Source organism: Flavobacterium phycosphaerae, assembly GCF_010119235.1.
In the GTDB taxonomy this organism is placed as follows: domain Bacteria; phylum Bacteroidota; class Bacteroidia; order Flavobacteriales; family Flavobacteriaceae; genus Flavobacterium; species Flavobacterium phycosphaerae.
In genome coordinates, this window is record NZ_JAAATZ010000001.1 from 2,128,624 (window position 1) to 2,149,003 (window position 20,380).

Annotated in this window: 25 protein-coding genes; 1 reads left to right on the forward strand and 24 read right to left on the reverse strand. The window is 33.3% G+C overall.

The window, feature by feature from the left end:
* The first annotated feature begins 811 nt into the window (after positions 1–811).
* Complete coding sequence (locus tag GUU89_RS09375; protein ID WP_162127663.1) at positions 812–1,861, forward strand: NAD(P)-dependent alcohol dehydrogenase; 1,050 nt, start codon at positions 812–814, stop codon at positions 1,859–1,861.
* Positions 1,862–1,938: 77 nt separating this feature from the next.
* Here GUU89_RS09375 and GUU89_RS09380 read toward each other — a convergent pair whose 3' ends face one another.
* From GUU89_RS09380 to GUU89_RS09495, 24 genes are all read right to left on the reverse strand, one after another.
* The gene (locus tag GUU89_RS09380) at positions 1,939–2,499 is read right to left on the reverse strand and encodes a DUF4256 domain-containing protein (protein WP_162127664.1); all 561 of its coding nucleotides are present in this window, start codon (positions 2,497–2,499) and stop codon (positions 1,939–1,941) included.
* A 126-nt stretch (positions 2,500–2,625) separates the two neighbouring features.
* Positions 2,626–3,381: a carboxypeptidase-like regulatory domain-containing protein gene (locus GUU89_RS09385; protein ID WP_162127665.1), complete on the reverse strand. Its 756-nt coding sequence runs from the start codon at positions 3,379–3,381 to the stop codon at positions 2,626–2,628.
* Between the two features lie 107 nt (positions 3,382–3,488).
* The gene (locus tag GUU89_RS09390) at positions 3,489–4,193 is read right to left on the reverse strand and encodes a DUF4386 domain-containing protein (protein ID WP_162127666.1); all 705 of its coding nucleotides are present in this window, start codon (positions 4,191–4,193) and stop codon (positions 3,489–3,491) included.
* Between the two features lie 186 nt (positions 4,194–4,379).
* A complete protein-coding gene (locus tag GUU89_RS09395; protein ID WP_162127667.1) occupies positions 4,380–4,973 on the reverse strand; it encodes a hypothetical protein in 594 nt (197 codons plus the stop codon).
* A 178-nt stretch (positions 4,974–5,151) separates the two neighbouring features.
* Entirely contained in the window at positions 5,152–6,363 is a 1,212-nt protein-coding gene (locus GUU89_RS09400) for a putative phage abortive infection protein (protein ID WP_162127668.1), read from the reverse strand.
* Positions 6,364–6,522: 159 nt separating this feature from the next.
* Positions 6,523–7,011 (reverse strand): hypothetical protein, encoded by a 489-nt coding sequence (locus tag GUU89_RS09405; RefSeq protein WP_162127669.1) that lies wholly within the window; start codon positions 7,009–7,011, stop codon positions 6,523–6,525.
* Between the two features lie 163 nt (positions 7,012–7,174).
* Positions 7,175–7,429: a hypothetical protein gene (locus tag GUU89_RS09410; RefSeq protein ID WP_162127670.1), complete on the reverse strand. Its 255-nt coding sequence runs from the start codon at positions 7,427–7,429 to the stop codon at positions 7,175–7,177.
* A 9-nt stretch (positions 7,430–7,438) separates the two neighbouring features.
* Positions 7,439–7,753 (reverse strand): hypothetical protein, encoded by a 315-nt coding sequence (locus GUU89_RS09415; protein ID WP_162127671.1) that lies wholly within the window; start codon positions 7,751–7,753, stop codon positions 7,439–7,441.
* A 79-nt stretch (positions 7,754–7,832) separates the two neighbouring features.
* Positions 7,833–8,855, reverse strand: a complete 1,023-nt coding sequence (locus GUU89_RS09420; protein ID WP_162127672.1) for an IS30 family transposase — start codon at positions 8,853–8,855, stop codon at positions 7,833–7,835.
* A 208-nt stretch (positions 8,856–9,063) separates the two neighbouring features.
* Entirely contained in the window at positions 9,064–9,588 is a 525-nt protein-coding gene (locus GUU89_RS09425) for a hypothetical protein (protein WP_162127673.1), read from the reverse strand.
* Between the two features lie 176 nt (positions 9,589–9,764).
* The gene (locus tag GUU89_RS09430; RefSeq protein WP_162127674.1) at positions 9,765–10,232 is read right to left on the reverse strand and encodes a hypothetical protein; all 468 of its coding nucleotides are present in this window, start codon (positions 10,230–10,232) and stop codon (positions 9,765–9,767) included.
* A 180-nt stretch (positions 10,233–10,412) separates the two neighbouring features.
* Positions 10,413–10,733, reverse strand: a complete 321-nt coding sequence (locus tag GUU89_RS09435) for a hypothetical protein (protein WP_162127675.1) — start codon at positions 10,731–10,733, stop codon at positions 10,413–10,415.
* Positions 10,734–11,226: 493 nt separating this feature from the next.
* A complete protein-coding gene (locus GUU89_RS09440) occupies positions 11,227–11,859 on the reverse strand; it encodes an META domain-containing protein (protein WP_162127676.1) in 633 nt (210 codons plus the stop codon).
* A 174-nt stretch (positions 11,860–12,033) separates the two neighbouring features.
* Complete coding sequence (locus GUU89_RS09445) at positions 12,034–12,474, reverse strand: hypothetical protein (RefSeq protein ID WP_162127677.1); 441 nt, start codon at positions 12,472–12,474, stop codon at positions 12,034–12,036.
* A 170-nt stretch (positions 12,475–12,644) separates the two neighbouring features.
* Positions 12,645–13,322 (reverse strand): potassium channel family protein, encoded by a 678-nt coding sequence (locus tag GUU89_RS09450; protein ID WP_162127678.1) that lies wholly within the window; start codon positions 13,320–13,322, stop codon positions 12,645–12,647.
* 164 nt (positions 13,323–13,486) lie between these two features.
* A complete protein-coding gene (locus tag GUU89_RS09455; RefSeq protein ID WP_162127679.1) occupies positions 13,487–13,882 on the reverse strand; it encodes a hypothetical protein in 396 nt (131 codons plus the stop codon).
* A 738-nt stretch (positions 13,883–14,620) separates the two neighbouring features.
* Positions 14,621–15,127, reverse strand: coding sequence for a hypothetical protein (locus tag GUU89_RS09460; RefSeq protein ID WP_162127680.1), 507 nt, complete (start codon positions 15,125–15,127; stop codon positions 14,621–14,623).
* Between the two features lie 165 nt (positions 15,128–15,292).
* The gene (locus GUU89_RS09465; RefSeq protein ID WP_162127681.1) at positions 15,293–15,820 is read right to left on the reverse strand and encodes a hypothetical protein; all 528 of its coding nucleotides are present in this window, start codon (positions 15,818–15,820) and stop codon (positions 15,293–15,295) included.
* A gap of 157 nt (positions 15,821–15,977) precedes the next feature.
* Positions 15,978–16,292, reverse strand: a complete 315-nt coding sequence (locus GUU89_RS09470; RefSeq protein ID WP_162127682.1) for a hypothetical protein — start codon at positions 16,290–16,292, stop codon at positions 15,978–15,980.
* A 547-nt stretch (positions 16,293–16,839) separates the two neighbouring features.
* A complete protein-coding gene (locus GUU89_RS09475) occupies positions 16,840–17,520 on the reverse strand; it encodes a hypothetical protein (RefSeq protein WP_162127683.1) in 681 nt (226 codons plus the stop codon).
* A 314-nt stretch (positions 17,521–17,834) separates the two neighbouring features.
* A complete protein-coding gene (locus tag GUU89_RS09480; RefSeq protein WP_162127684.1) occupies positions 17,835–18,377 on the reverse strand; it encodes a hypothetical protein in 543 nt (180 codons plus the stop codon).
* A gap of 176 nt (positions 18,378–18,553) precedes the next feature.
* A complete protein-coding gene (locus tag GUU89_RS09485) occupies positions 18,554–19,060 on the reverse strand; it encodes a hypothetical protein (protein WP_162127685.1) in 507 nt (168 codons plus the stop codon).
* Positions 19,061–19,238: 178 nt separating this feature from the next.
* Positions 19,239–19,661: a hypothetical protein gene (locus tag GUU89_RS09490; protein WP_162127686.1), complete on the reverse strand. Its 423-nt coding sequence runs from the start codon at positions 19,659–19,661 to the stop codon at positions 19,239–19,241.
* Between the two features lie 168 nt (positions 19,662–19,829).
* Positions 19,830–20,309 carry a hypothetical protein gene (locus tag GUU89_RS09495; RefSeq protein ID WP_162127687.1) on the reverse strand — a complete coding sequence of 160 codons (480 nt, stop codon included), beginning with the start codon at positions 20,307–20,309 and terminating at the stop codon, positions 19,830–19,832.
* Positions 20,310–20,380: the final 71 nt, after the last annotated feature.

Sequence of the window (20,380 nt, forward strand, 5' to 3'; positions counted from 1 at the left end):
AGGTACTTTATCGATTTAGTTAAAGCAAATATAGAGAAGAATTGTGAATGGTAAATGAAGAAAGGTAGTTTAAAAACAGCTCAAAAACGGTTTTTTACTGCAGCAAAACGAGTAAAAAAACGATTAAAAGTGATTTTTTTGGCTGTTGAAAAGCCTTTTTTTGTCTGATAAGGACGTTGTTTTCAGTTTGTCCTGATGACTTTTTGAACTCATCAGGACCGGTTTTCAAACTCATCAGGACGAGTTGGAAAACTCATCAGGACGAATTGACGAAAAGTTTCGTAAAAGTCAAACCAAAAACAAGCCCCGAAATGCAGTGCTTTCCGGGGCTTGAACTTATGAATTACTCAAAATTTGCAGAGGTTACGGGCAGAGACTCTTGCTTTCTCTATATGATGTTACGATACATTCAGGCATCGAATCATAGTGTTGTATAGTGCTGTTTGAGGTTTTGGTAGTCATAGGTCAAAAAAAGATAAATGGTTTAACTAGTTTTTATTAGGAGCTGCTGTCTGAAACTAAATATGCAAAGTTTATGCCATTTTTGTTGAAGGAAGTCAATTTTATAGCTCAAAGGATTCAAATCAAAGCGATTCAAGAGTGATTAACTATGGTAATCATAGAGAAAATGAGCATAAGGTTATGCAACCTTTAGCAAAAGGTTAAATTCTTTTTCTTCATCAAAAATAACCTTACCTTTATACAACTCAAAATACCTCTTATTACCTTTATCAAAAAGGAATGAAATCCAAGTAAAGTACAGAGGCAAAACAATTCATAATTCATAACTCATAACTCATAACTAAATAAAATGACATCAAACGTAAAAGCTTATGGTACCGGAGCACCGGATGCTCCCTTAGCCCAAATGAACATAGAACGCCGAGACGTTTTAGCTCATGATATTGAAATCGAAATCCTGTACTGTGGCGTATGCCATTCGGATTTACACACAGCCCGAAACGATTGGGGTTTTACCACTTACCCTGCTGTGCCCGGTCACGAAATTGTGGGTAAAGTAACCCGCGTAGGTAGCGCTGTCAGCAAACTAAAAGTAGGCGACGTAGCTGCAGTGGGCTGCTTGGTCGATTCGTGTCGCACCTGCAGTAGCTGTGAAAAAGACCTTGAACAATACTGCTTGAACGGCTGGGTAGGCACCTACAACAGTGCCGATAAACACCTTGGCGGTATGACCTACGGAGGCTATTCGGAAAAGATAGTCGTAGATGAAAAGTATGTGCTAACCGTACCCGATAACTTAGACTTGGCCGCTGTTGCTCCTTTATTGTGCGCCGGAATCACCACTTGGTCTCCGTTGCGCCATTGGAACGTAACCAAAGGCAGTAAAGTAGCTGTAGTAGGTCTGGGTGGTTTAGGACACATGGCCATCAAACTAGCCAAAGGGTTGGGAGCAGAGGTAACCTTGTTCTCCAGAACACCCGGTAAAGAAAAAGATGCCCTCGACTTGGGAGCGGATGCCGTAATCATCTCAACCGATGAAGCGCAAATGGCTACCGTAGCCGGCAAGTTTGACGTGATTATTGATACGGTGCCTTATGTGCACGATGTTAATCCGTATGTAACCACGTTAGGCATCAGCGGCACTTTAGTTTTAGTAGGGTACTTAGGCGGGTTAGACCCGATATTGAATACCGTTCCTATGATTATGGGTCGAAAATCAGTAGCGGCATCTTTAATAGGCGGAATAGCCGAAACCCAAGAAATGCTCGACTTTTGCGGAAAACACAATATCGTTTCCGAAATTGAAATCATCAAAATGCAAGACATCAACCACGCTTACGAAAGAATGCTCAAGAGTGATGTGCGTTACCGTTTTGTAATTGATATGGCTTCTTTATAACAATAAGCCAATAGCTTACACTATACTAGACGAATGGATGATCGCTTTACTTTTAGCGTTCCTCTGTTCGTCTTTTTTTAAATTTTAAGCAATCCCCGAAACCCTCTTATGGCATAGTATGATTCGGCTCCGTTGTGATATACAAAAACAGTATTATACCGGAAATCACAAAACAAAGCCCCTCCCAATTTCCTGATTTCGTCCGGGGTTTTTATCCAGCTTGAGCTTTTACTGTCAAAGGTTCCAAGTTGTTGCAATTCGCGATACTGTTCTTCGTTCAACAGATCAATTCCCATAGCGGTGGCACTATCCATAACGCTGTTTTGCGGTTTGTGTTCTTTTCTTGACTCCAGCGCCTGCCGATCATAACAAAAACTTCGGCGTCCTTTAGGACTTTCTGCCGAACAATCGCAAAAGAGATACTCATCAGTTACTTTATCATAACCAATAACATCCGGTTCGCCTCCTGTACTTTCCATAGCATTAAGCGACCATAGTTTTTCAGTGTTCTCCAATTTTGCTTGCACTTTAGACCATTCCAATCCTTTGTGACGGCTAGTGTTTTTTTCAAATCGGTCTTTCAGTGTTTTGAGCAGTGTTTGACGTTGTTCGGGAGATAACTCTTTTTTTAGTTCCATTGTCTTAGGCTGTTATGGTTTCAGTTGCTTTTTATTTGAGGTCATCGCTATGGCCGTTTTTCGTTACAACGAACTAAAAGTTGCGTTAGCTTATTGTATCGCAACTTTGTACCGTTTGGCGATGCATTAAAAGGAATAATTTAAGGGCGGAGAGGTATTAGGATTAGTTACCATTATGATGTCGTCAATATATTCTTGTAAACCATTTTTGAATTTATAAACTTTTAAATGATTTTCACCATAAACAGCCGGAACGAGGAAAGTGGCATTAGTACCGTTACTAAAACCATAGCCCTGATTGTTAGCTTGTTTAGTCAAGAATCTGTATTCGTTTTCAAAACCATATCGGATGGCATTTCCGACACCGAACAAATCATTTGATGTAGTGGGAATAAAATCATTAAGGTTTACCGTTAAATTAGTTTTGTACGGGATTTTGTAATCAGTAGTTATAATTTGTGTTCTGTTCGTTAAATACGGTATAAAATGAATGTTATTATCTTCATAATCGCCTTGATAGATATCGGATGGTTTTAGAAAGTTAGTTGAAATTGAGTTTTCAATTTTGTTTTCGTCTATGGTTAAGAAAAAATGACCGCTACTAAACTCTTTATCTTTTATATATCCTTCAATCACATAATTGCCCTCGCTGTCGGTTGTTGATTTTGCTATAATTCTGGTATAACTTGTTCCCCACGGATTATAGGAGGAGCTGAAGGATACTGTTATTTCAACATTGGGAATGCCGACATTATCTTCAGTATATACCCGTCCTTTGAACTGGTTGCAATCGCCATTGCAAATATGGGTATCATCAGTTTTGCTGCATGAGGTTAAATGGATACACAATACTAACATTACAATTTTAATCGTTTTGCCCATAGCTATTGTCTTAAGATGTATACTTTCTTTTAAATATGCTACACTAGATACCGCAGGAGGTTAAGTGATAGAGATAAAGTTAAGTAAATTTTCATTCGATTTTTAGTTTAATTTTCATTCAACATCTTATATTTTGAAGTATCTATACCTTTTATTAGTAACCACAAACACAATGACAATTCGCCAATAAAAATGGGGATGGCAAGGTATACAAACATTGGATTTTCAAATCCTTTGGAAAGAAACATGGTGAAACTATTAATTAAGTAACACAAACCAGCTATAGCATAAAGTATTCCCAATAGTTTGGGAAGCAAATTTGATTTGAAAATTAAAAAACCGATTATCAAACAGTAAAAGCCAAAAAAGACTAATCCAATTCCGTAACCTTGCGCTTGAATATTTAAAGATAACAAAGAAAGTGTAGCCAGTTGATTAGGTTGGAATGTGTTAAGATAAGTTTCGTTGCTTAAAATTAAAAGTGGAGAAATTTGATTTAGAAGATTAACCGCAATGATTGCAGTTTGGATAATTACAAAAGCCAATGCCATTTGGACCAATAATTTATTTACCCGTTTGAAAAAATAATAAATGATTAGTATGGTTGGTAAACCGACTACAAAGTTGATAATGTCTGCTGCGAAACCCCAACGGTATAGCATTTCGTGTGTCTGAATGTTTTGAGCAGTAGCCAAAGCATCATTCGGTACTCTTAATTCTTGTCTTACAAACACTTCGGAAAATAATCCGGTTGCAATTACAATTAAATAGCATAAGCCTGCTATACGAGCTAAATTTTTATCTGAAATCATTTTTTTGTCTTAAAAGTTGCGTTAGGTTCTTTAGTCTGAGAGCTAATAACCCATAACGTACCACGGCTTAGCGCAGTAGCGGGAACGTTAGTGGTTAGTTGTAAAGGTATGTAAATTTCCTTTCGATTTTCCGTTTAAGGAAAATCGATTGCAACTATTGCGCGAAATCACTGTTGTGTGCAGGTTTTATATAACTTCCCACAGCTTTAACAGTTTGACAAATTTCTCTAACATTTTTCTATTTATATTTTCGTTTTTGCATTTTCCGTCATAATAATATTCAGGTGCATAGAACGAATAAATTTTCTGCTTATTGTCCTGGATAAATGAAATCGAATATCCGCTGGCATCATTAATACAAGGTGGTTGAATTGTTTTAATCTTTATGGGCTTAAAGAAATCCTTTTGAGAAAACCCGGTGAATTCTGTTGTAGATTTTGAATTGAGATTATTCCACAATTTTAGTTTTGTTTGTTCGTCTATTTCAATTTTAGTTGTTGTTCTTTTTAGTTTTGGATTTTTTAAATATGTTTTGGGAACTTCTTCTTTAAAGGATTTTATGTCTCCATCATTTGTAAATATATAATGCGTGTAATAATCGTATGCACTCATGCCTGCACCTGTAATAAGAGTAATACATATTTCACCTTTCTTCAACTCTGTTGGAGATTTGATTTCGATTTTAGAATCTGATAAATTTGAAAGTTTTAAAACAGGGAGTTTTTGGCCAAAAACAATGATGGTAATCAGAATTGTAAAGGATAGAATTACTTTTTTCATTAGTTCTGTTTTTAGCTAATGTTCCGTAAACTTGCACACAACGTTCCGCGGCTTCGCGCAGTAGCGGCAAGTTAAGAAAAAATGTTATGCGGAAGACAAGGTTTCAGGAATCCGCTAGGATTCCGGCGCAATGCTGACGAGCTATTGCGCGAAACCGCTGTTAGCAGTAGGCCATGTTTTATTTATAAGTAGGTCGATTCTTTTTAATGTTGTCATTTTCATATTCTACTAATGGGAAATAATCTTTAAAGCTCAAGCCATATAGAAATTCACCTGAAATATTTTTAATCAAATTGTATTTAGTTATCAATTCAAAATCATGTGTTTGGAATTTTGATAAAGATGAGTCGATTTCAGGATCAATTTCCCAAGCGCGTCCTAAAGATGAAAGACTATTGAAAAACAAAATGGCCTGCTCGTATGTTGACAATTGAGCACGAAGTGTCTTTATGTAATTATATTTAGCTTTATATGAAATTGTTTCTTGGTTATTTATAAATTTCACTGTTTGGAATAAGTGTCTGAAATAATGCCCAAATCTAAATTGATGTCCACCATAATATTTTATGAACTTATTATGATAGTTTTCGGCAATCTCCGGAAAATCTCCATCTAAAATTCTTGTTTCTCTCCATCTATAAATTTCTTGTATCGCTTGTCGTCGTCTTGCTCTTGTGCTATGATGTGGAATCATTGACCATTTTTCAAAAATATCCTCATCATATGCAGGTTTTAATCTAAGATAGTTTATTACATAGTCAATTATTGTATCTCTGTATTTATCTTTGAACATATGTTTCAAGATAAGTACACCTTCAGCACTTAGTCCATAGAATACGATGTTATAACAAATGTCTATTCTTGCAAGCTGATAAATGTCAATTTTATTTTTTACTACATAGGGATGGTTCAACATTTTTTCTTCATATTCTCTTAAATATATTTGAGGGCTTCGAAATACTGGCTGTAATTCAGTCTTGCAAATAATTATTTGATTAAAAAACACTTTAAAAACGGACTTTCCGGTAAATTTTGATTTACCAATATGTAAAGAGTCATCATTTTCAACTAATTTTTTTCCGTCAAATTCCAATTCAGATACATTTTCACGATGTAACTTTATCAAGTCAAAAAAGTTGCTTTCTAAACGTTCTCTTTCAAAAGAATTTTTTTGTTCGGTAAATGTTAGATATAAATAATAAAAACCTACTGCAGAAATTAGTGTACCAATAACACCGCCAATAAAATCACCAATCTGCCCAGTAACATCATATTTAATCGGTAATGGATTCCAAAAAGTAATTCCATCATACCATGTCCTCCCCAAAAGAATAATTGTTATTAGAGCTGATAAACCAGCCGATATCCAGGCAATTTTTTTGTGATTCATTTGCAGGGGTTTTATATGGCTTACTGCTAACGTACCGCGGCTTCGCGTCGGTGGCGGGAAGGTAAGCGGTTAGCTGTAAAGATATGTAAATTTCCTTTCGATTTTCCGTTAAGGAAAATCGATTGCAGCTATTGCGCGAAACCGCTGTTATAAGCAGCCTTAGTAATTTGGAGTAAAACCAATTTCAAAAATTCCAATAGCACAGCTTTCTCTGTAACATTCAACACCACAATATATATCTTTGTTATTTGTATTGAATGAAATAATTTTCAAATCTACTTTATCTTCTTTTGATTTTATTCCAAACTTCTTTTTTAAGTATTCAAAAAAAATCTCTGTCTTTTGACAACCAATACTAACAAGTCTATTTTTCCGAAAACTTAATCTCGCTTTGTCTAAAATTATTGTGTCGTTTATTTTAAGATTTAAGTATTGAAATTCCGCGTATCCTTCTATATCGTTTGTTTCCTCTATAATTTCCTTTTTCCCTTGGAAGGTTTTATTAAATTCAGATATTGACATACCAATTTTAGCTTTACCAAAACCATTTAATATCTCTTTTTCTCCACTTCGGATGTTATTGTTTTTAGCTTCTTTTTTACAACCTGATAAAATTAGAGCCATAATAAAAATCAAATATAACTTCATTTTACATGAGTGGTTAAAGGTTGCTTATAACGTACCGCGGCTTCGCGTCCGTAGCGGGAAGGTAAGCGGTTAGTTGTAAAGATATGCAAATTTCCTTTCGATTTTCCGTTAAGGAAAATCGATTGCAGCTATTGCGCGAAACCGCTGTTATAGCGCGTTTTTTTTAAACTTCCCAACCGTTACTTTTCGCTTTTTCTTTTAACTTTTCCAGTTTATCTTTCAGTTCAATTTTAAACTTCTCAAGTTGGATTTCTGTTGCGGAAAAATTATCAAACCAATCAAACATTTCATAAAGTTCATGTCTTGAAACTAACTTTGAAATTTCCCTAACTAATTCATCACATTCTGAGTTATAAACTTTAAGATTGAAATTTACAATGTCTGTTAATGGATGATCTCCAGGTCCGCCTGCTGCCATATTTTATTTTTAAACTTTAATTTTTTCCAGTTCACTTTGATTTATTCCAGCTGCATCTAAATACATTTCGGCAAACTCTTTTGAGTCAATTAGGCAAATTCCGCCAACTGGGTTGAACTCAACATTTTTCACAACAATTCTAAAATTAAAATTCTGTGAGTTTGCGTTGCCGTTCTTTTCAGTTAGATTTTGGATTTCATGTTTAAATTTTCCATAATCTTCTGCTTCAACAAAATCTCCACCAATTGCGCCCATACTTTCGTCGATGATTTTAAAATCTACGTTTCCAATTTCTGAATCATCTATATAAATTCGTCCTTTCATTATTCTGTTAGTTGTATTTTGCAGGGTGGATTCAAGACCTTAATGCAACATCAGGTCATTTTGGTTATGTTCAAAGTTATTAATTTAGTTTATAATTCTGATATTTTATTTTGCTTATTTCAATTTCCATCATATAGTTTGGAGTTTTATAATTAAGCACTTTTCTAGGTCTGTTATTAAGCTTTTCCTGCACGTTTTTGAGTTGTTGTTCAGTTATGTTGTTAAAGTCTGTTTTCTTTGGGAAATAGCGTCTAATAAGCCCGTTAGTATTTTCGTTGGTTCCTCTTTCCCAGGGCGAGTAAGGATGTGCAAAATAGATATCCATTCCGGTTTGTGATGTGAGCCATTTATGATTTGCCATTTCCATTCCGTTGTCATAGGTCATTGATTTTCTAATCTCGGGGTTTAAGCTGTTTAAATGTACAGCCATTTGTTGCGTTACAGTTTCTGATTTTCTGTCTTTTAGATACAGAATAAGTGTATATCTGGTTTTTCTTTCCACAACAGTTGCAATGGCACTTTTTTGTCCAAGTCCAACAATTGTATCACCTTCCCAGTGGCCAATCTCGATTCTATTTTCTACGTGTAATGGTCTTTGTTCAATTGAAACAGCATCATGAATTCGAACTCTTTTAGTTCCGTACTTTCTGTGCTTTCTTCTTTTAGAATGATTGTAGGGTAGAAGTGCTATTAATTTTCTTCCTAACCTTGATTGACGATGTCTGTAAATGTGTTGATAAATAGCTTCGTGTGATATTGACATTACAGGATCATTAGGATAAATATCTTTAATACTTCCGGCAATCTGTTCGGGCGAGAAGTCACTTAATAATCCTTTATAAACAAATACTTTTAGTTTAAAATGCGTGTTTATTTTATCCAGATTTCTTTTGTTGAGATAGTCTTCTTTTGCGCAAAACTGAGCTAGCTCTGCATTGTATTTATCAGTTGGTTTGATTACCCATTTTTTGATTTCTCTGTGAATAGAAGATCTGTCTCTTGAGAGTCGTTTAGCGATGTATGATATTGATTTGTTTTCCTGTAGTAATGTCTGAATAACGACACGTTCAGCAAGGGTTAAGCGATTACGTTTTGCTTTCATATACAACAAATTTAAAAAATTAAAAGTGTTGCATTAAGTTATTGAATTTACGCAGGGTTTGAAAAATGCGCTATAACGTACCGCGGCTTCGCGTCCGTAGCGGGAAGGTAAGTGGTTAGCTGTAAAGATATGTAAATTTCCTTTCGATTTTCCGTTAAGGAAAATCGATTGCAGCTATTGCGCGAAACCGCTGTTAGCAGTAGTAATTTTAATCTAATTCCAAACCATTATAATGACCTTTTTCATCATCAATGATTTTATTACATCTCAATTTTCCAGCATCACTTATTAAGTTCATTTCTCTTTCGAATTTCATTCCGCCATCAATGTCAGCTTTCAAATAAATTCTGCCGGCTTTCTTAAAAATTTTGAGTTTGTATTTGTAATGGTCATTGTCGTTTGTGCAAATCTGCCTAAATTGATAATAATACTTATTGTCATATGTTACTAAAAAATCATTTTCGCCATATTCCGTTTTGATTTTTCCAGTTTCATTTCCCTTAAATACAATTTTGTCAAACTTATTACCAAACATTTCTGCGTCACTTTTTCTATTTATTGTGTAATAACCTTGATAAACTATTACTTTTTCAACGTCGAGTTGATTTTCCGTTTCAACTTGAATTGAAGTCAATTCGATTAATTTAATTCTTTCATTAAATTTAAAAAACAAGAAAACTGAAACTGCCAAAAAGCATAAAATTAATAACCATCTTTTGGCTTTCTTATTCATAAGTTCTTTTTAAGATTTTCGTCCTGAATTATTACTGCTAACGTTTCGCCGCTTCTCGTCAGTTGCGAACTACGGAACTGCGTACTTTCGGCTAAGATAGATATTATTGCGAAAACTGAACGTGAACTTACTACAAAATTCGCAATTGCGAGAAACGGCTGTTAGCAGTAGTGTTTTTATCTTTCCCAGTTTTCTGAGATAGTATCAATCTTAATTAATTCAACATCTCTGTTTTTTACTAAATAACGATACATTGGTGGAAACATTTCTGGACCATCTTTGTCGAAGAAATAAAACTTTTCAAGTTCTTTATTTCTCTTCTTATTGTAAACCATTTTGGAGCTTAAATTTTCATCATCTCCAACAATAGTTGATTTTAATTCTTCGTCAAGATACATTCCCCAAAAATTAAATTCTCTATCGGTACCAGTTGATGATCTTACAACATAAAAACATGTATCATTATTTTTTTGATAGAATACTACTGAGTAAGCGTATTTTCTTTTTTTTGTTTGTTTAGAAGTAGGTATAGGATATGCTATTTGATAATCAATAATTGCTTTTCTGAAATTATCATTTAAGTCTTTATTTTTATCAGAACTTATTAGAATAAATGCAAGAAACAGTATAAAGATATTTTTCATTTGTTGTCTTTTAAGCTTTTCGTCCTTGTTTGGGAAACATTACTGCTAACGTTCCGCGGCTTCGCGTAGTGGCGGGAAGGTTAGCGGTTAGATGTAAAGATATGCAAATTTCCTTTCGATTTTCCGTTAAAGGAAAATCGATTGCAGCTATTGCGCGAAACCGCTGTTAGCAGTTGTTTTTTATTTTTCCTGAATTTCAATTATGAAATCTTGCTTTTGTTCTGTTGCTTTTAAAATAATTTTGTCTTCTGCTTGCGATAGTTGCCACCAAAGAGATTTTAACTTAGTAACTATTTTAATTTCATTGTTCATTTTATTAATATTCCATAACGACATTTCTTCTCCAATTTTATTAAATGATATTAGATAAATTCCTTTTTCTGTTTCTAGTTCTGCAAAATTAAAAACTACATTTTCCAATTCTTTTAAGTTTGGTTCAGATTTAATTTCAAACGCATAAATATCACAACATTCTTCTGGTAAATCTAAATCATTCGGCAAATCTTTTTCATTAATATATCTTCTAAATAATGTTATTTTTTCAGTTTTTATGTAGTCAAGCCATTTATCTGTTTCAACATTATTTTCTTCAACTTCCTTATTCTTTTTTTCTTAAATAAGTTGATGATTAAGACAGTTGGAATTACAATCATTGCAAATAGAAATAGAAAAATATTAGCAACTATTTGCTTGGAAAAATCTAAAAAATTATGTCTTCGGTAAGTTTCAATAATTCTAAATTCCATTAAAGCTTCTTTTTAGTTCTTGGTCGCTCAAAAATAACTGCTAACGTTCCGCGGCTTCACGAAGCTGCGACTTTGGAACTGTGTTTTTTCCGCTAGGAAAAAACGAATTTAAGAAAAAAAGAAGTTCAAATTACCGTGAACCAGCAGTTTCGTGAAACCGCTGTTAGCGGCTGGCTGTCTCAATTTTTATGGTAATTAAATCTTTGTAAATTTTTTGGTAACTGTTTTACCTTCAGAATATAGTTTCATCAAATAAATCCAGAAGCAAAATCAGAAATATTAATAACGTCGAAACCAGCATTAATAGTTTTGATATTTTGACCGAGGGAATTTAAGATTTCGATTTTGTTAATCACATTATTCTGAAAATTGACAAATAGTTTGGAGTCAGTTGGATTTGGGTATATTACAGTTTGCTTTAAATCAAAATTTGGAGAATTAAGTTGAGAATTTCCAAATACATAATTATTAAAAATTGGTGTAGAAATAAGCAAACTCATATTATTACCTTCTCCAGAAATGAAATATTGTCCACCAGATTGTAAAAGAGAAAAAAATGAGCCTTCAAGTGACATATGTTCAGAAGGACTACAAATCAACAAGGTTCCTGAAAAATTTTCGAATAATAAAACATCATCAAATGGAGAACTAAAAGTTCCATTGAATGAATTACATGCTCCTATACCATTAAAATTTAAAGTTTCTGTGAAGGTAATATCAGGAGATATAGTAGGAGTTATTGCGGAAACAGGATGATGTATATTATCATCAGTAGAGTAATAATCGTATAAATACCAAGTCTGAAATAAATCTGGATTTGGTGTTTGGGAGAAACAATTCATACTGTATATTATCGAGATAAAAGTCACTAAATTTTTCATTTTTCTATTGAATTATGTTTCCAGATTTATGCATTTTTTGTGAGCTTGCCGCTAACGTTCCGCGGCTTCACGAGGCTGCGGCTTCGGAACTGCGTTTTTTCCGCTAGGAAAAAACGAATTTAAGGAAAAAACAAGTACAAACTAACGTGAACCAGCAGTTTCGTGAAACCGCTGTTAGTGGCAGGATTTTTTACTCTGTTTTAACCAACTTTGTTTTGTATGTTCTTCAATTGAGCCATCATTTGATTTCAAAAGAAAATTCAAGTTTATTAAGTTTTCAAAATAATAATCTAGTTTTTCTCCTTCAGGTTTTTGAGCAACAATTGCGTTATTTTTAATCAAATAATAACGGATTACTTTATCCTCAATTAAGCTCAAAGTTTCATTTTCAATTTTCCACTTTCCAGTTATCTTTTTGCATTCTTCTTTTTCTTCTTTCCAGTAAAACAAGTTCAAAACGAAAGTGTTGTTTTCCTTCAAGTTCAAATTGGAAAACTGTGAAGTGCAATTTCTGCCGTCATAAGGATTATAAAATTCCCACATGACATATTTCCCCGATTGAGAAAATCCAAATTCGGTTGAAAGAAATAGAAATATGATTATTAAGTTTTTCATCTTTGGAAAACGGGTGTCGAAATCTTGCCACTAACGTACCGCGGCTTCGCGTCCGTAGCGGGAAGGTAAGCGGTTAGTTGTAAAGATATGTAAATTTCCTTTCGATTTTCCGCTTAAGGAAAATCGATTGCAGCTATTGCGCGAAACCGCTGTTACCGGCTGCCAATTGCTTAATTGTTTTTAATTTCTTCGTTTTGTTTATTCTCTGTAACAAACCATGACGCAACATATGCTGTGAATGTACCGAATAAACCAACTCCAGCTGTCATTAAAATGGCTGCAATTACTCTGCCTTCTGTTGTGACTGGAAATTTATCTCCATAGCCAACAGTTGTAATCGTCACGTAAGCCCACCAAATAGCATCTTCTGCAGTTTTAATATTGCTATTTGGGTCGTTTTCAACTTGAAGAATAGCGATTGCAGAAAATATCACCAATAGTACTGCTATAATAGAAATTGAAGTAAAAGCACCTTTTGCTTTGTTTGCAAAAATATGATCTACTACATTTTTTGTAGTTCTAAATGCTCTAACAATTCTCAGTAAACGAATAAGTCTCAATATTCTTCCGGCACGTAAATACTCAATCATTGGAATACAGGAAACTAAATCAATCCAACCCCAACGCATAAATTTAATCTTGTTTTTAGCTTGTTTAAAACGGATACAAAATTCAATGAAGAAAAAAGCGCAAATTCCATTATCGATATAATTCAGTAGGAGAGAAGTCTCTTTAGGAAGAACATAAACAGAATCTACAATTAATGCTCCCAAAACATATATTGAAAGTATTAAAACAATTAAATTTAATAGGCTAAGCTTATCTGATTTATCTTCGGTTTTACTCATTTATTGATTCGTGATTATTGGTTGCCGGTAACGTACCGCGGCTTCGCGTAGTGGCGGGAAGGTTAGCGGTTAGTTGTAAAGATATGTAAATTTCCTTTCGATTTTCCGTTTAAGGAAAATCGATTGAAGCTATTGCGCGAAACCGCTGTTAGTAGCAGTTAAAATTATTCAATTCGTTTAAAAGTTTTAATCATTTCGCCATCATATATGCTTACTTTTAGCGTAGTAGAAGTAAGTAACAAAATTTTCATCTCAAAGGTGCTCTCAGGTGAATTAATAATCTTGATAATATTATTTTCTAAAAAATAGTTATTTGTGTATGTATCAAAACTACATGCTTCTGGAAAACCTGTATGATGAATTTCTAATTTTATTCCTGAATCTTTCAATTCGAAATAATTTCTATCACAACCAGGTAATGCAGCGTCATCATATTCCACACCATTTTCAATGGTCTTATCAAATTCCCATTTCCCAATAAGTTTTGAATTATTTCCATCATCAGAGCTACATGACAATACTGTAATAAAAATTATCATAATCGAAATTAATTTTTTCATAGTTCTATTTTTTGGATGACGGATTAATTGCTACTAACGTACCGCGGCTTCGCGTCCGTAGCGGGAAGGTAAGCGGTTAGATGTAAAGATATATAAATTTCCTTTCGATTTTCCGTTTAAGGAAAATCGATTGCAGCTATTGCGCGAAACCGCTGTTACCACTTCGGTTTTCCTACTAACATAAGCACATAAACTTTGTCATTTTCTTTTCGTGGATGTCATATTTCTTTTTGCGGATGCTATATTTCTTTCTGCGGTTACAATAATTCTTTTTACGGATGCTATATTTCTTTCTGCGGTTACAATAATTCTTTTTGCGGTTGCTATATTTCTTTCTGCGGTTATAATAATTCTTTTTGTGGTAACTATATTTCTTTCTGCGGTTACAATAATTCTTTTCGCGGATGCTATATTTTTTTCTGCGGTTACAATAATTCTTTTTGCAGATGCTATATTTCTTTCTACGGTTTCAATAATTCTTTTCGTGGATGCTATATTCTTTCTGAGGCCTTGACTTTTCCTATTTCCGTCGTGAAACTTCTATTTTGAAAATCTTTATATTCTCAGCATATACTTGTTTTGTTAAGTTCGGGAAAACTGAGTGGTAACGTACCGCGGCTTCGCGTCCGTAGCGGGAAGGTAAGCGGTTAGTTGTAAAGATATGCAAATTTCCTTTCGATTTTCCGTTAAGGAAAATCGATTGCAGCTATTGCGCGAAACCGCTGTTATAAGCAGGCATTATGTTCCTTTTTCCCTGAAAATTTCTTTTGGGTCTAACTTTCCTAAAAGTATCAACTCTTTACAACAGTCTAGAAAATAGTTTAGACCTCTTTTATCTGTATTCAATTCAGGTGTCCAAGCATTATATTTAAAGTTTTTGTTTCCATTTCCGAACTCAATTTCGCTGTTGGTACCATCAAATCCCATTCCTTTGTCTAATTCAATAGTTTGTAATGGTACTAACTTCTTAGTTAATTTTTCAAATGTTTTTAAGTCAACTTTAAATTCATTTTTAATTTTTGAATATTCCCATTGCTTATCATTGTTCGCAGCTTTTGAGCGTACTTTAACTATTGCATATTTCTGTTTTTTGAAAATTTCTATAGTTACTTCGCTATATGGAATTCTCATCGAATGAGAATATCTATAACAAATATAATTTATGCTTTTGTTTGTTTGTTGGGAAAATGTATGAACAGAATTTATAACTAAAAGAAACGTGATGACTATTTTTAATTTTTTCATATAGTTGAAGTTCTTTTTTGAGTTTTGGGTTTTATGCTTGCTTATAACGTACCGCGGCTTTGCGTCAGTGGCGGGAAGGTTAGCGTATAGATGTAAAGATATGTAAATTTCCTTTCGATTTTCCGTTTAAGGAAAATCGATTGCAGCTATTGCGCGAAACCGCTGTTATGGGCTGTAATTACCTTCACCAATTTCAACCATCAAAATTTCATGTTTTACTTTTCCATAAGTTATTTTTACTGGCAAGCCATTCCTAAAAACACCATTGTTAGTTTCACTAAAACGGTTAAATCTCCCAAGAACTTCGTCTGAATAAGAGAACTCAACCGAATCAACAACAAAACTCTCGTGTGTTACAACTCCTTTTTGTGACAAAGGTCTAAATCTTTTAAAATTGCTAATAACTCCTTCAACTCTGCCTACGTTATTTGAGTTCAGTAATTTTTGGACTCTTTGGTCAGAATAATCAATTGTAAAGAACTTCAAATAAATAAACCCCAAAAATGCTCCAACTCCAATAATTCCAGTAGCCCAAAGCAAGATTGTTTTTTCATAATCGTCATCAGCTTTTTTAAACTTCTTGATTAAAATGAAAGCGAGAATGAAGAAGATTGCGATGTATAAACAAACTTCGTCTGTTTTCAATGAATTGGTTCCCAAATCTGCTATTGACCAATATTTTTTATATTCCATTTGTTTAAGATATACGTCCTGAATTATTGCCCATAACGTGCCGCGGCTTCTCGTCTGTTGCGAATCCAGCGAACTGCGTACTTTCTGCTAAGATAAAAGTTTTTCGTGAAGAAAGAAGAACAATTCAAGAAAAACCAGCAATAGCGAGAAACCGCTGTTATATGCCGTTTTTGTTTTTTAGCTTTCTTAAGCTATCACGTTTGATTTCTCGTATTCTTTTTTCATTATCTACTTCACAAACTTTAAAGTCAGGTCTTCCTGTTTCGAAATAAACACTGTCTAATAAAGTTGGGTTTTGCTTTTCAAGTTCTGTTATCCTTTTAACAGCCAATTTATAATAAACAAAATGACTGATTTCTGTTTGTTTCTGAATGTTTTTATAAATTTCTAAAGCTTCTTTCTTTTTACCAACAGTTTCATAAAAGTTGGCGTAGATAAAAGTATTAAACGTATAATTTGGAATACTATCCAAAATTGCTTTGGCTTTGTCGAATTTCTTAAGCTTTACATAATTACAAATGAATGCTGTTTCATTGCCGCCTTTTTCAAATTTTAATTCGTTTAGTGATTTGTCATACTTCCCAAGTCTGTAATATAATTCAGCTTTCAGATAATGTAAATCTTCTGAAACCCTTTTTTTAATGTCAGTTTCTGTTTCGTTTTTTAAGAGTAAACTATCTGCTTTAAAAATTACTTTATCAGGATTCTTTTTAGAATCATCATATAAACCATTTAATTGAGTTTCAAATTTTCTAATTTCAGCCTCGTAACGTTCAATTCCTTCATCTTAATTTTTACATGAAATCAAAATAAGTAATAATGAAATTAAATAGATTTTATTCATGGTTTCTAATTTAGTAATTACGTGTTTTAAAATGGCATATAACGTACCGCGGCTTCGCGTCCGTAGCGGGAAGGTTAGTAGTTAGTTGTAAAGATATGTAAATTTCCTTTCGATTTTCCGTTAAGGAAAATCGATTGCAGCTATTGCGCGAAACCGCTGTTAGCAGTAGCCATTATTAATTTTTCATTGGTATTGTAACTTCGCATACGTAATTTTTGGGTAAAGGCTTTTCGGTTTTCTTTAAATCCCAATATTCTCTCCAATATTTCCACCAGTTAGAGTTTATACTTGGAATTTCTTCCATTTTTATCTCGCCATCTTGTGTCAAAAGTTTAATATTTTCAGATGAAACTGCAAATCCAAACTCACCAGCCCAAAAAGTAAGTTTAAAATTTTCCTTGAAAAATGATTCCTCAGTTGGCGGATAACCTAGTATAGTATCTGTAATTTTTGCGTGTGATATTATCCGTTTCATTTCACTTTCATCAACAAATGTAAAACTGTCATAACTGCATACTTGGGATTCCATTTTGTCCTCGTGCAAAAGATTAAACCATTTTTCAGAATTGTTTTCCCCGACTTTGCTTAGAGAAAGAAAGCTAATAGATTTAGGATTTATAAATTGAATTGCAATTTGTGAGTTTGGTGGTTCTGAATTGTCTTTAGGCGGAAAATATAGTTGAGTTCCTCCAAATTCAATTTGGACAATATTTGGCAAGTCACTTGTCCACCAACTCCAATATCCAACATCACATATAGCATCTCCTAGCATTTGCAAAATCTCTTTTTCAGTTAGATTAATATTTTCTGAACTTTGAGTTTGTTTTGTGTTGAATATTTTTTTTAAAAAGTTCATTTAAAGCAAATGTTGTTTATGGTTACTGCTAACGTACCGCGGCTTCGCGTAGTGGCGGGAAGTTTAGTGGTTAGATGTAAAGATATGTAAATTTCCTTTCGATTTTCCGTTTAAGGAAAATCGATTGCAGCTATTGCGCGAAACCGCTGTTATAAGCCGTTTAAATTCTTACTTAAGTTATGTAATAATTTTTATCTTTACTAATTAAATTTAGATGATATGTATAATTTACACGAAGCGGATAAGCCTAATCCAGCACCACCGCCACCGCCACAACCTAGACAGGATACTGATACTGTGGTTAAAACAGAAACTTAAATAAAACTATAAATAATAGTATAAAGTATTGTTGCTCCAATTCCAAGCATAAAAATTTGACAAGCTGCTTTATAATTGCTTGCTTGTTTTTTATGTAGTGACAAATTATGCATAATTGAGCCTTCTAAAGTTTCAATACTGTTTTTTAAAATTATTTGAGTTTGCTTCTTCTTATCCTCGCATTCGATATCTTCTTGAATATGAAAAGATGGTTTTGCTCCTTTCATTCTGTATGCTTCGGGGAAAAGGACTTTATAAGTCATTATTAATGTTACGAAGCTAAAACTTAAAATTAGTAAGGATATCTGAATTATAAAGTTATCTAGGAGCGAATTTCCTATGAACTTATTTGCTAGATAAGCAATCAAAGAAATTAACAAAGCAAGTACAACTTGAAAAAGAGCATTACATTTTGAAATGAGAGTGTCATTTGCTTTATCAATATTGTCAAATCTCTTTTCCGCATCTTGACGAATAATTTCAAGGTTTTCATTTGAAATTTGATTCAGAATATTAAGGTTTATTTCGGTTTTATCCATAATGTGATTTTTATAGAGAAGCTTTAAATGGCTTATAACGTTTCGCGGCTTGGCGTCTGTGGCGGCAAGCCTAACGATTAATTGTAAAGATATGAAAATTTCCGGCTTTCGATTTTCCGGCTACGGAAAATCGGGTGCAGCCATAGCGCCAAACCGCTGTTATGGGCTGTGTTTATTCAGTTCAACTTCTTTTTTGTCGTTGTTTTTTTTCTGACATCATAAACATTCCATTCTCCATTCATTTTTTCCTTATCATAATCTACAGAAATTCTAAAGATTTTGTTTTCAAAATATACTTTTCTGTATCTCCAATCATAAAGCGAACCGCTCGTTTCTCTCCACTCACTTATTATTTTTTCGTTATTTGAGTTTGTATTTATTTCTAAATCTTGCCACATTGGATAGTAGTTAGATGTAATAAAGAAAACTGTCCAAATACCATTCAAAAAATATAAAGCAAACACTAAAAATAATATTATTCGGGTTGTCAATTTTATTGCTTTTCCACTTAAAGCTTTTGATAATTTTATGAGTTTATAAAAAGTAAATAAAACGATAATAATAGCTATGATATTTGCAATTCTGTCGATGTTTATATCAAAAAATTCAAATGGAAAGCCAGTAAAGAGGGCAACAATTAAGATTAATATTGTGCTGTAAATTATTATTAGCTTCTGATTCATTTCTGTTTAGTTTGTGTGGGGACATAGCCCATAACGTGCCGCGGCTTCACGCAGTGGCGGCGACGTTTATATTTAAGTCGAAAGATAATCAAAATTTCAATCTGCTGAGTATTTTCCGAGATAGAAAAACCAGCCATTGCGTGAAACCGCTGTTATAGGCAGTGCTTTCTAAATTCAACTACATTGTTGAATATTTATTATTTAATTCTTTTCTATAAACTATAAAACCTATTATTGGTAAAATAAATGCCGCAATGTAAGTGAGATAAACAAATGGAAAAGGAACAAATTGATTTTCAAAAAAAACTTTGTCTTTATCTTTTACATAATAAAACTTTGGCTTAATTATACCTTTTTCTACATCTGCATAGAATTCTTTTGATTTATTAACTTCAACGTTATATACTTTTCCATTATAATTTATGTCTATGTGGCTAGACATTTTACTAGAATATGAGTGGCGTAGATTTACAATGCTGTAGTTTTCAATTGGCTTATTGTTTTTTTGAAATTCAGTACTTTTCGAATATTGAATGTTTAAAAAGATTGCCAATGAAAGTAAAAGTGAAAAGCCAAGAATCAAAAATTGCTTAATAGACATAATCTCGAATTAAAAGTTGGTTTAGCATTGCCTATAACGTACCGCGGCTTCGCGTCCGTAGCGGGAAGGTAAGCGGTTAGCTGTAAAGATATGTAAATTTTCTTTCGATTTTCCGTTTAAGGAAAATCGATTGCAGCTATTGCGCGAAACCGCTGTTATGTGTAGTGCTTAGCATTTTTCAGTTAACTTTAGAGTATCAGTTAACTTTTCCATTCCTTCTTCTAGAGATTTTCTGTATAATACTGTTATTAGCAAATATCTAAGAAATAAAACAAATGCGAAAAACATTATCAGTGATACTACTGGATTTGATCTTCCTGGTAGAAAAATCAGTATTGAAAGCATTGCTATTGCCCAGAAAATAAATAAGTTTCTGAAAGTAGGATGAAACTTTTTAATAATTAAAATTTCTTTACTTTCATTTAACAACTGTCCTTCAAAAATACAAAACATTGATGTTCGGTTTGATGATGAAATTATTTTAAAACTTCTTTCTTCCACACTTCCGATAAACTTTTTACTTGTGTTATAAGCAGTACTGCTCAAACTTCCATCAAGAGTATTTTCTTTTAGTATTTCTATTAATTGGTTAAAATCAAATTCTGATTTAAAATTTGAACTTTCTTTAGGGAATATTCTAGACTTCATATTGGTTTCTGGGCATTACACATAACGTACCGCGGCTTCGCGTCCGTAGCGGGAAGGTAGGCGGTTAGCTG

Coding starts and splice junctions, on each gene's coding strand:
- GUU89_RS09375 (WP_162127663.1), top strand. CDS start 812: ATGACATCAAACGTAAAAGCTTATGGTACCGGAGCACCGGATGCTCCC.
- GUU89_RS09380 (WP_162127664.1), bottom strand. CDS start 2,499: ATGGAACTAAAAAAAGAGTTATCTCCCGAACAACGTCAAACACTGCTC.
- GUU89_RS09385 (WP_162127665.1), bottom strand. CDS start 3,381: ATGGGCAAAACGATTAAAATTGTAATGTTAGTATTGTGTATCCATTTA.
- GUU89_RS09390 (WP_162127666.1), bottom strand. CDS start 4,193: ATGATTTCAGATAAAAATTTAGCTCGTATAGCAGGCTTATGCTATTTA.
- GUU89_RS09395 (WP_162127667.1), bottom strand. CDS start 4,973: ATGAAAAAAGTAATTCTATCCTTTACAATTCTGATTACCATCATTGTT.
- GUU89_RS09400 (WP_162127668.1), bottom strand. CDS start 6,363: ATGAATCACAAAAAAATTGCCTGGATATCGGCTGGTTTATCAGCTCTA.
- GUU89_RS09405 (WP_162127669.1), bottom strand. CDS start 7,011: ATGAAGTTATATTTGATTTTTATTATGGCTCTAATTTTATCAGGTTGT.
- GUU89_RS09410 (WP_162127670.1), bottom strand. CDS start 7,429: ATGGCAGCAGGCGGACCTGGAGATCATCCATTAACAGACATTGTAAAT.
- GUU89_RS09415 (WP_162127671.1), bottom strand. CDS start 7,753: ATGAAAGGACGAATTTATATAGATGATTCAGAAATTGGAAACGTAGAT.
- GUU89_RS09420 (WP_162127672.1), bottom strand. CDS start 8,855: ATGAAAGCAAAACGTAATCGCTTAACCCTTGCTGAACGTGTCGTTATT.
- GUU89_RS09425 (WP_162127673.1), bottom strand. CDS start 9,588: ATGAATAAGAAAGCCAAAAGATGGTTATTAATTTTATGCTTTTTGGCA.
- GUU89_RS09430 (WP_162127674.1), bottom strand. CDS start 10,232: ATGAAAAATATCTTTATACTGTTTCTTGCATTTATTCTAATAAGTTCT.
- GUU89_RS09440 (WP_162127676.1), bottom strand. CDS start 11,859: ATGAAAAATTTAGTGACTTTTATCTCGATAATATACAGTATGAATTGT.
- GUU89_RS09445 (WP_162127677.1), bottom strand. CDS start 12,474: ATGAAAAACTTAATAATCATATTTCTATTTCTTTCAACCGAATTTGGA.
- GUU89_RS09450 (WP_162127678.1), bottom strand. CDS start 13,322: ATGAGTAAAACCGAAGATAAATCAGATAAGCTTAGCCTATTAAATTTA.
- GUU89_RS09455 (WP_162127679.1), bottom strand. CDS start 13,882: ATGAAAAAATTAATTTCGATTATGATAATTTTTATTACAGTATTGTCA.
- GUU89_RS09460 (WP_162127680.1), bottom strand. CDS start 15,127: ATGAAAAAATTAAAAATAGTCATCACGTTTCTTTTAGTTATAAATTCT.
- GUU89_RS09465 (WP_162127681.1), bottom strand. CDS start 15,820: ATGGAATATAAAAAATATTGGTCAATAGCAGATTTGGGAACCAATTCA.
- GUU89_RS09475 (WP_162127683.1), bottom strand. CDS start 17,520: ATGAACTTTTTAAAAAAAATATTCAACACAAAACAAACTCAAAGTTCA.
- GUU89_RS09480 (WP_162127684.1), bottom strand. CDS start 18,377: ATGGATAAAACCGAAATAAACCTTAATATTCTGAATCAAATTTCAAAT.
- GUU89_RS09485 (WP_162127685.1), bottom strand. CDS start 19,060: ATGAATCAGAAGCTAATAATAATTTACAGCACAATATTAATCTTAATT.
- GUU89_RS09490 (WP_162127686.1), bottom strand. CDS start 19,661: ATGTCTATTAAGCAATTTTTGATTCTTGGCTTTTCACTTTTACTTTCA.
- GUU89_RS09495 (WP_162127687.1), bottom strand. CDS start 20,309: ATGAAGTCTAGAATATTCCCTAAAGAAAGTTCAAATTTTAAATCAGAA.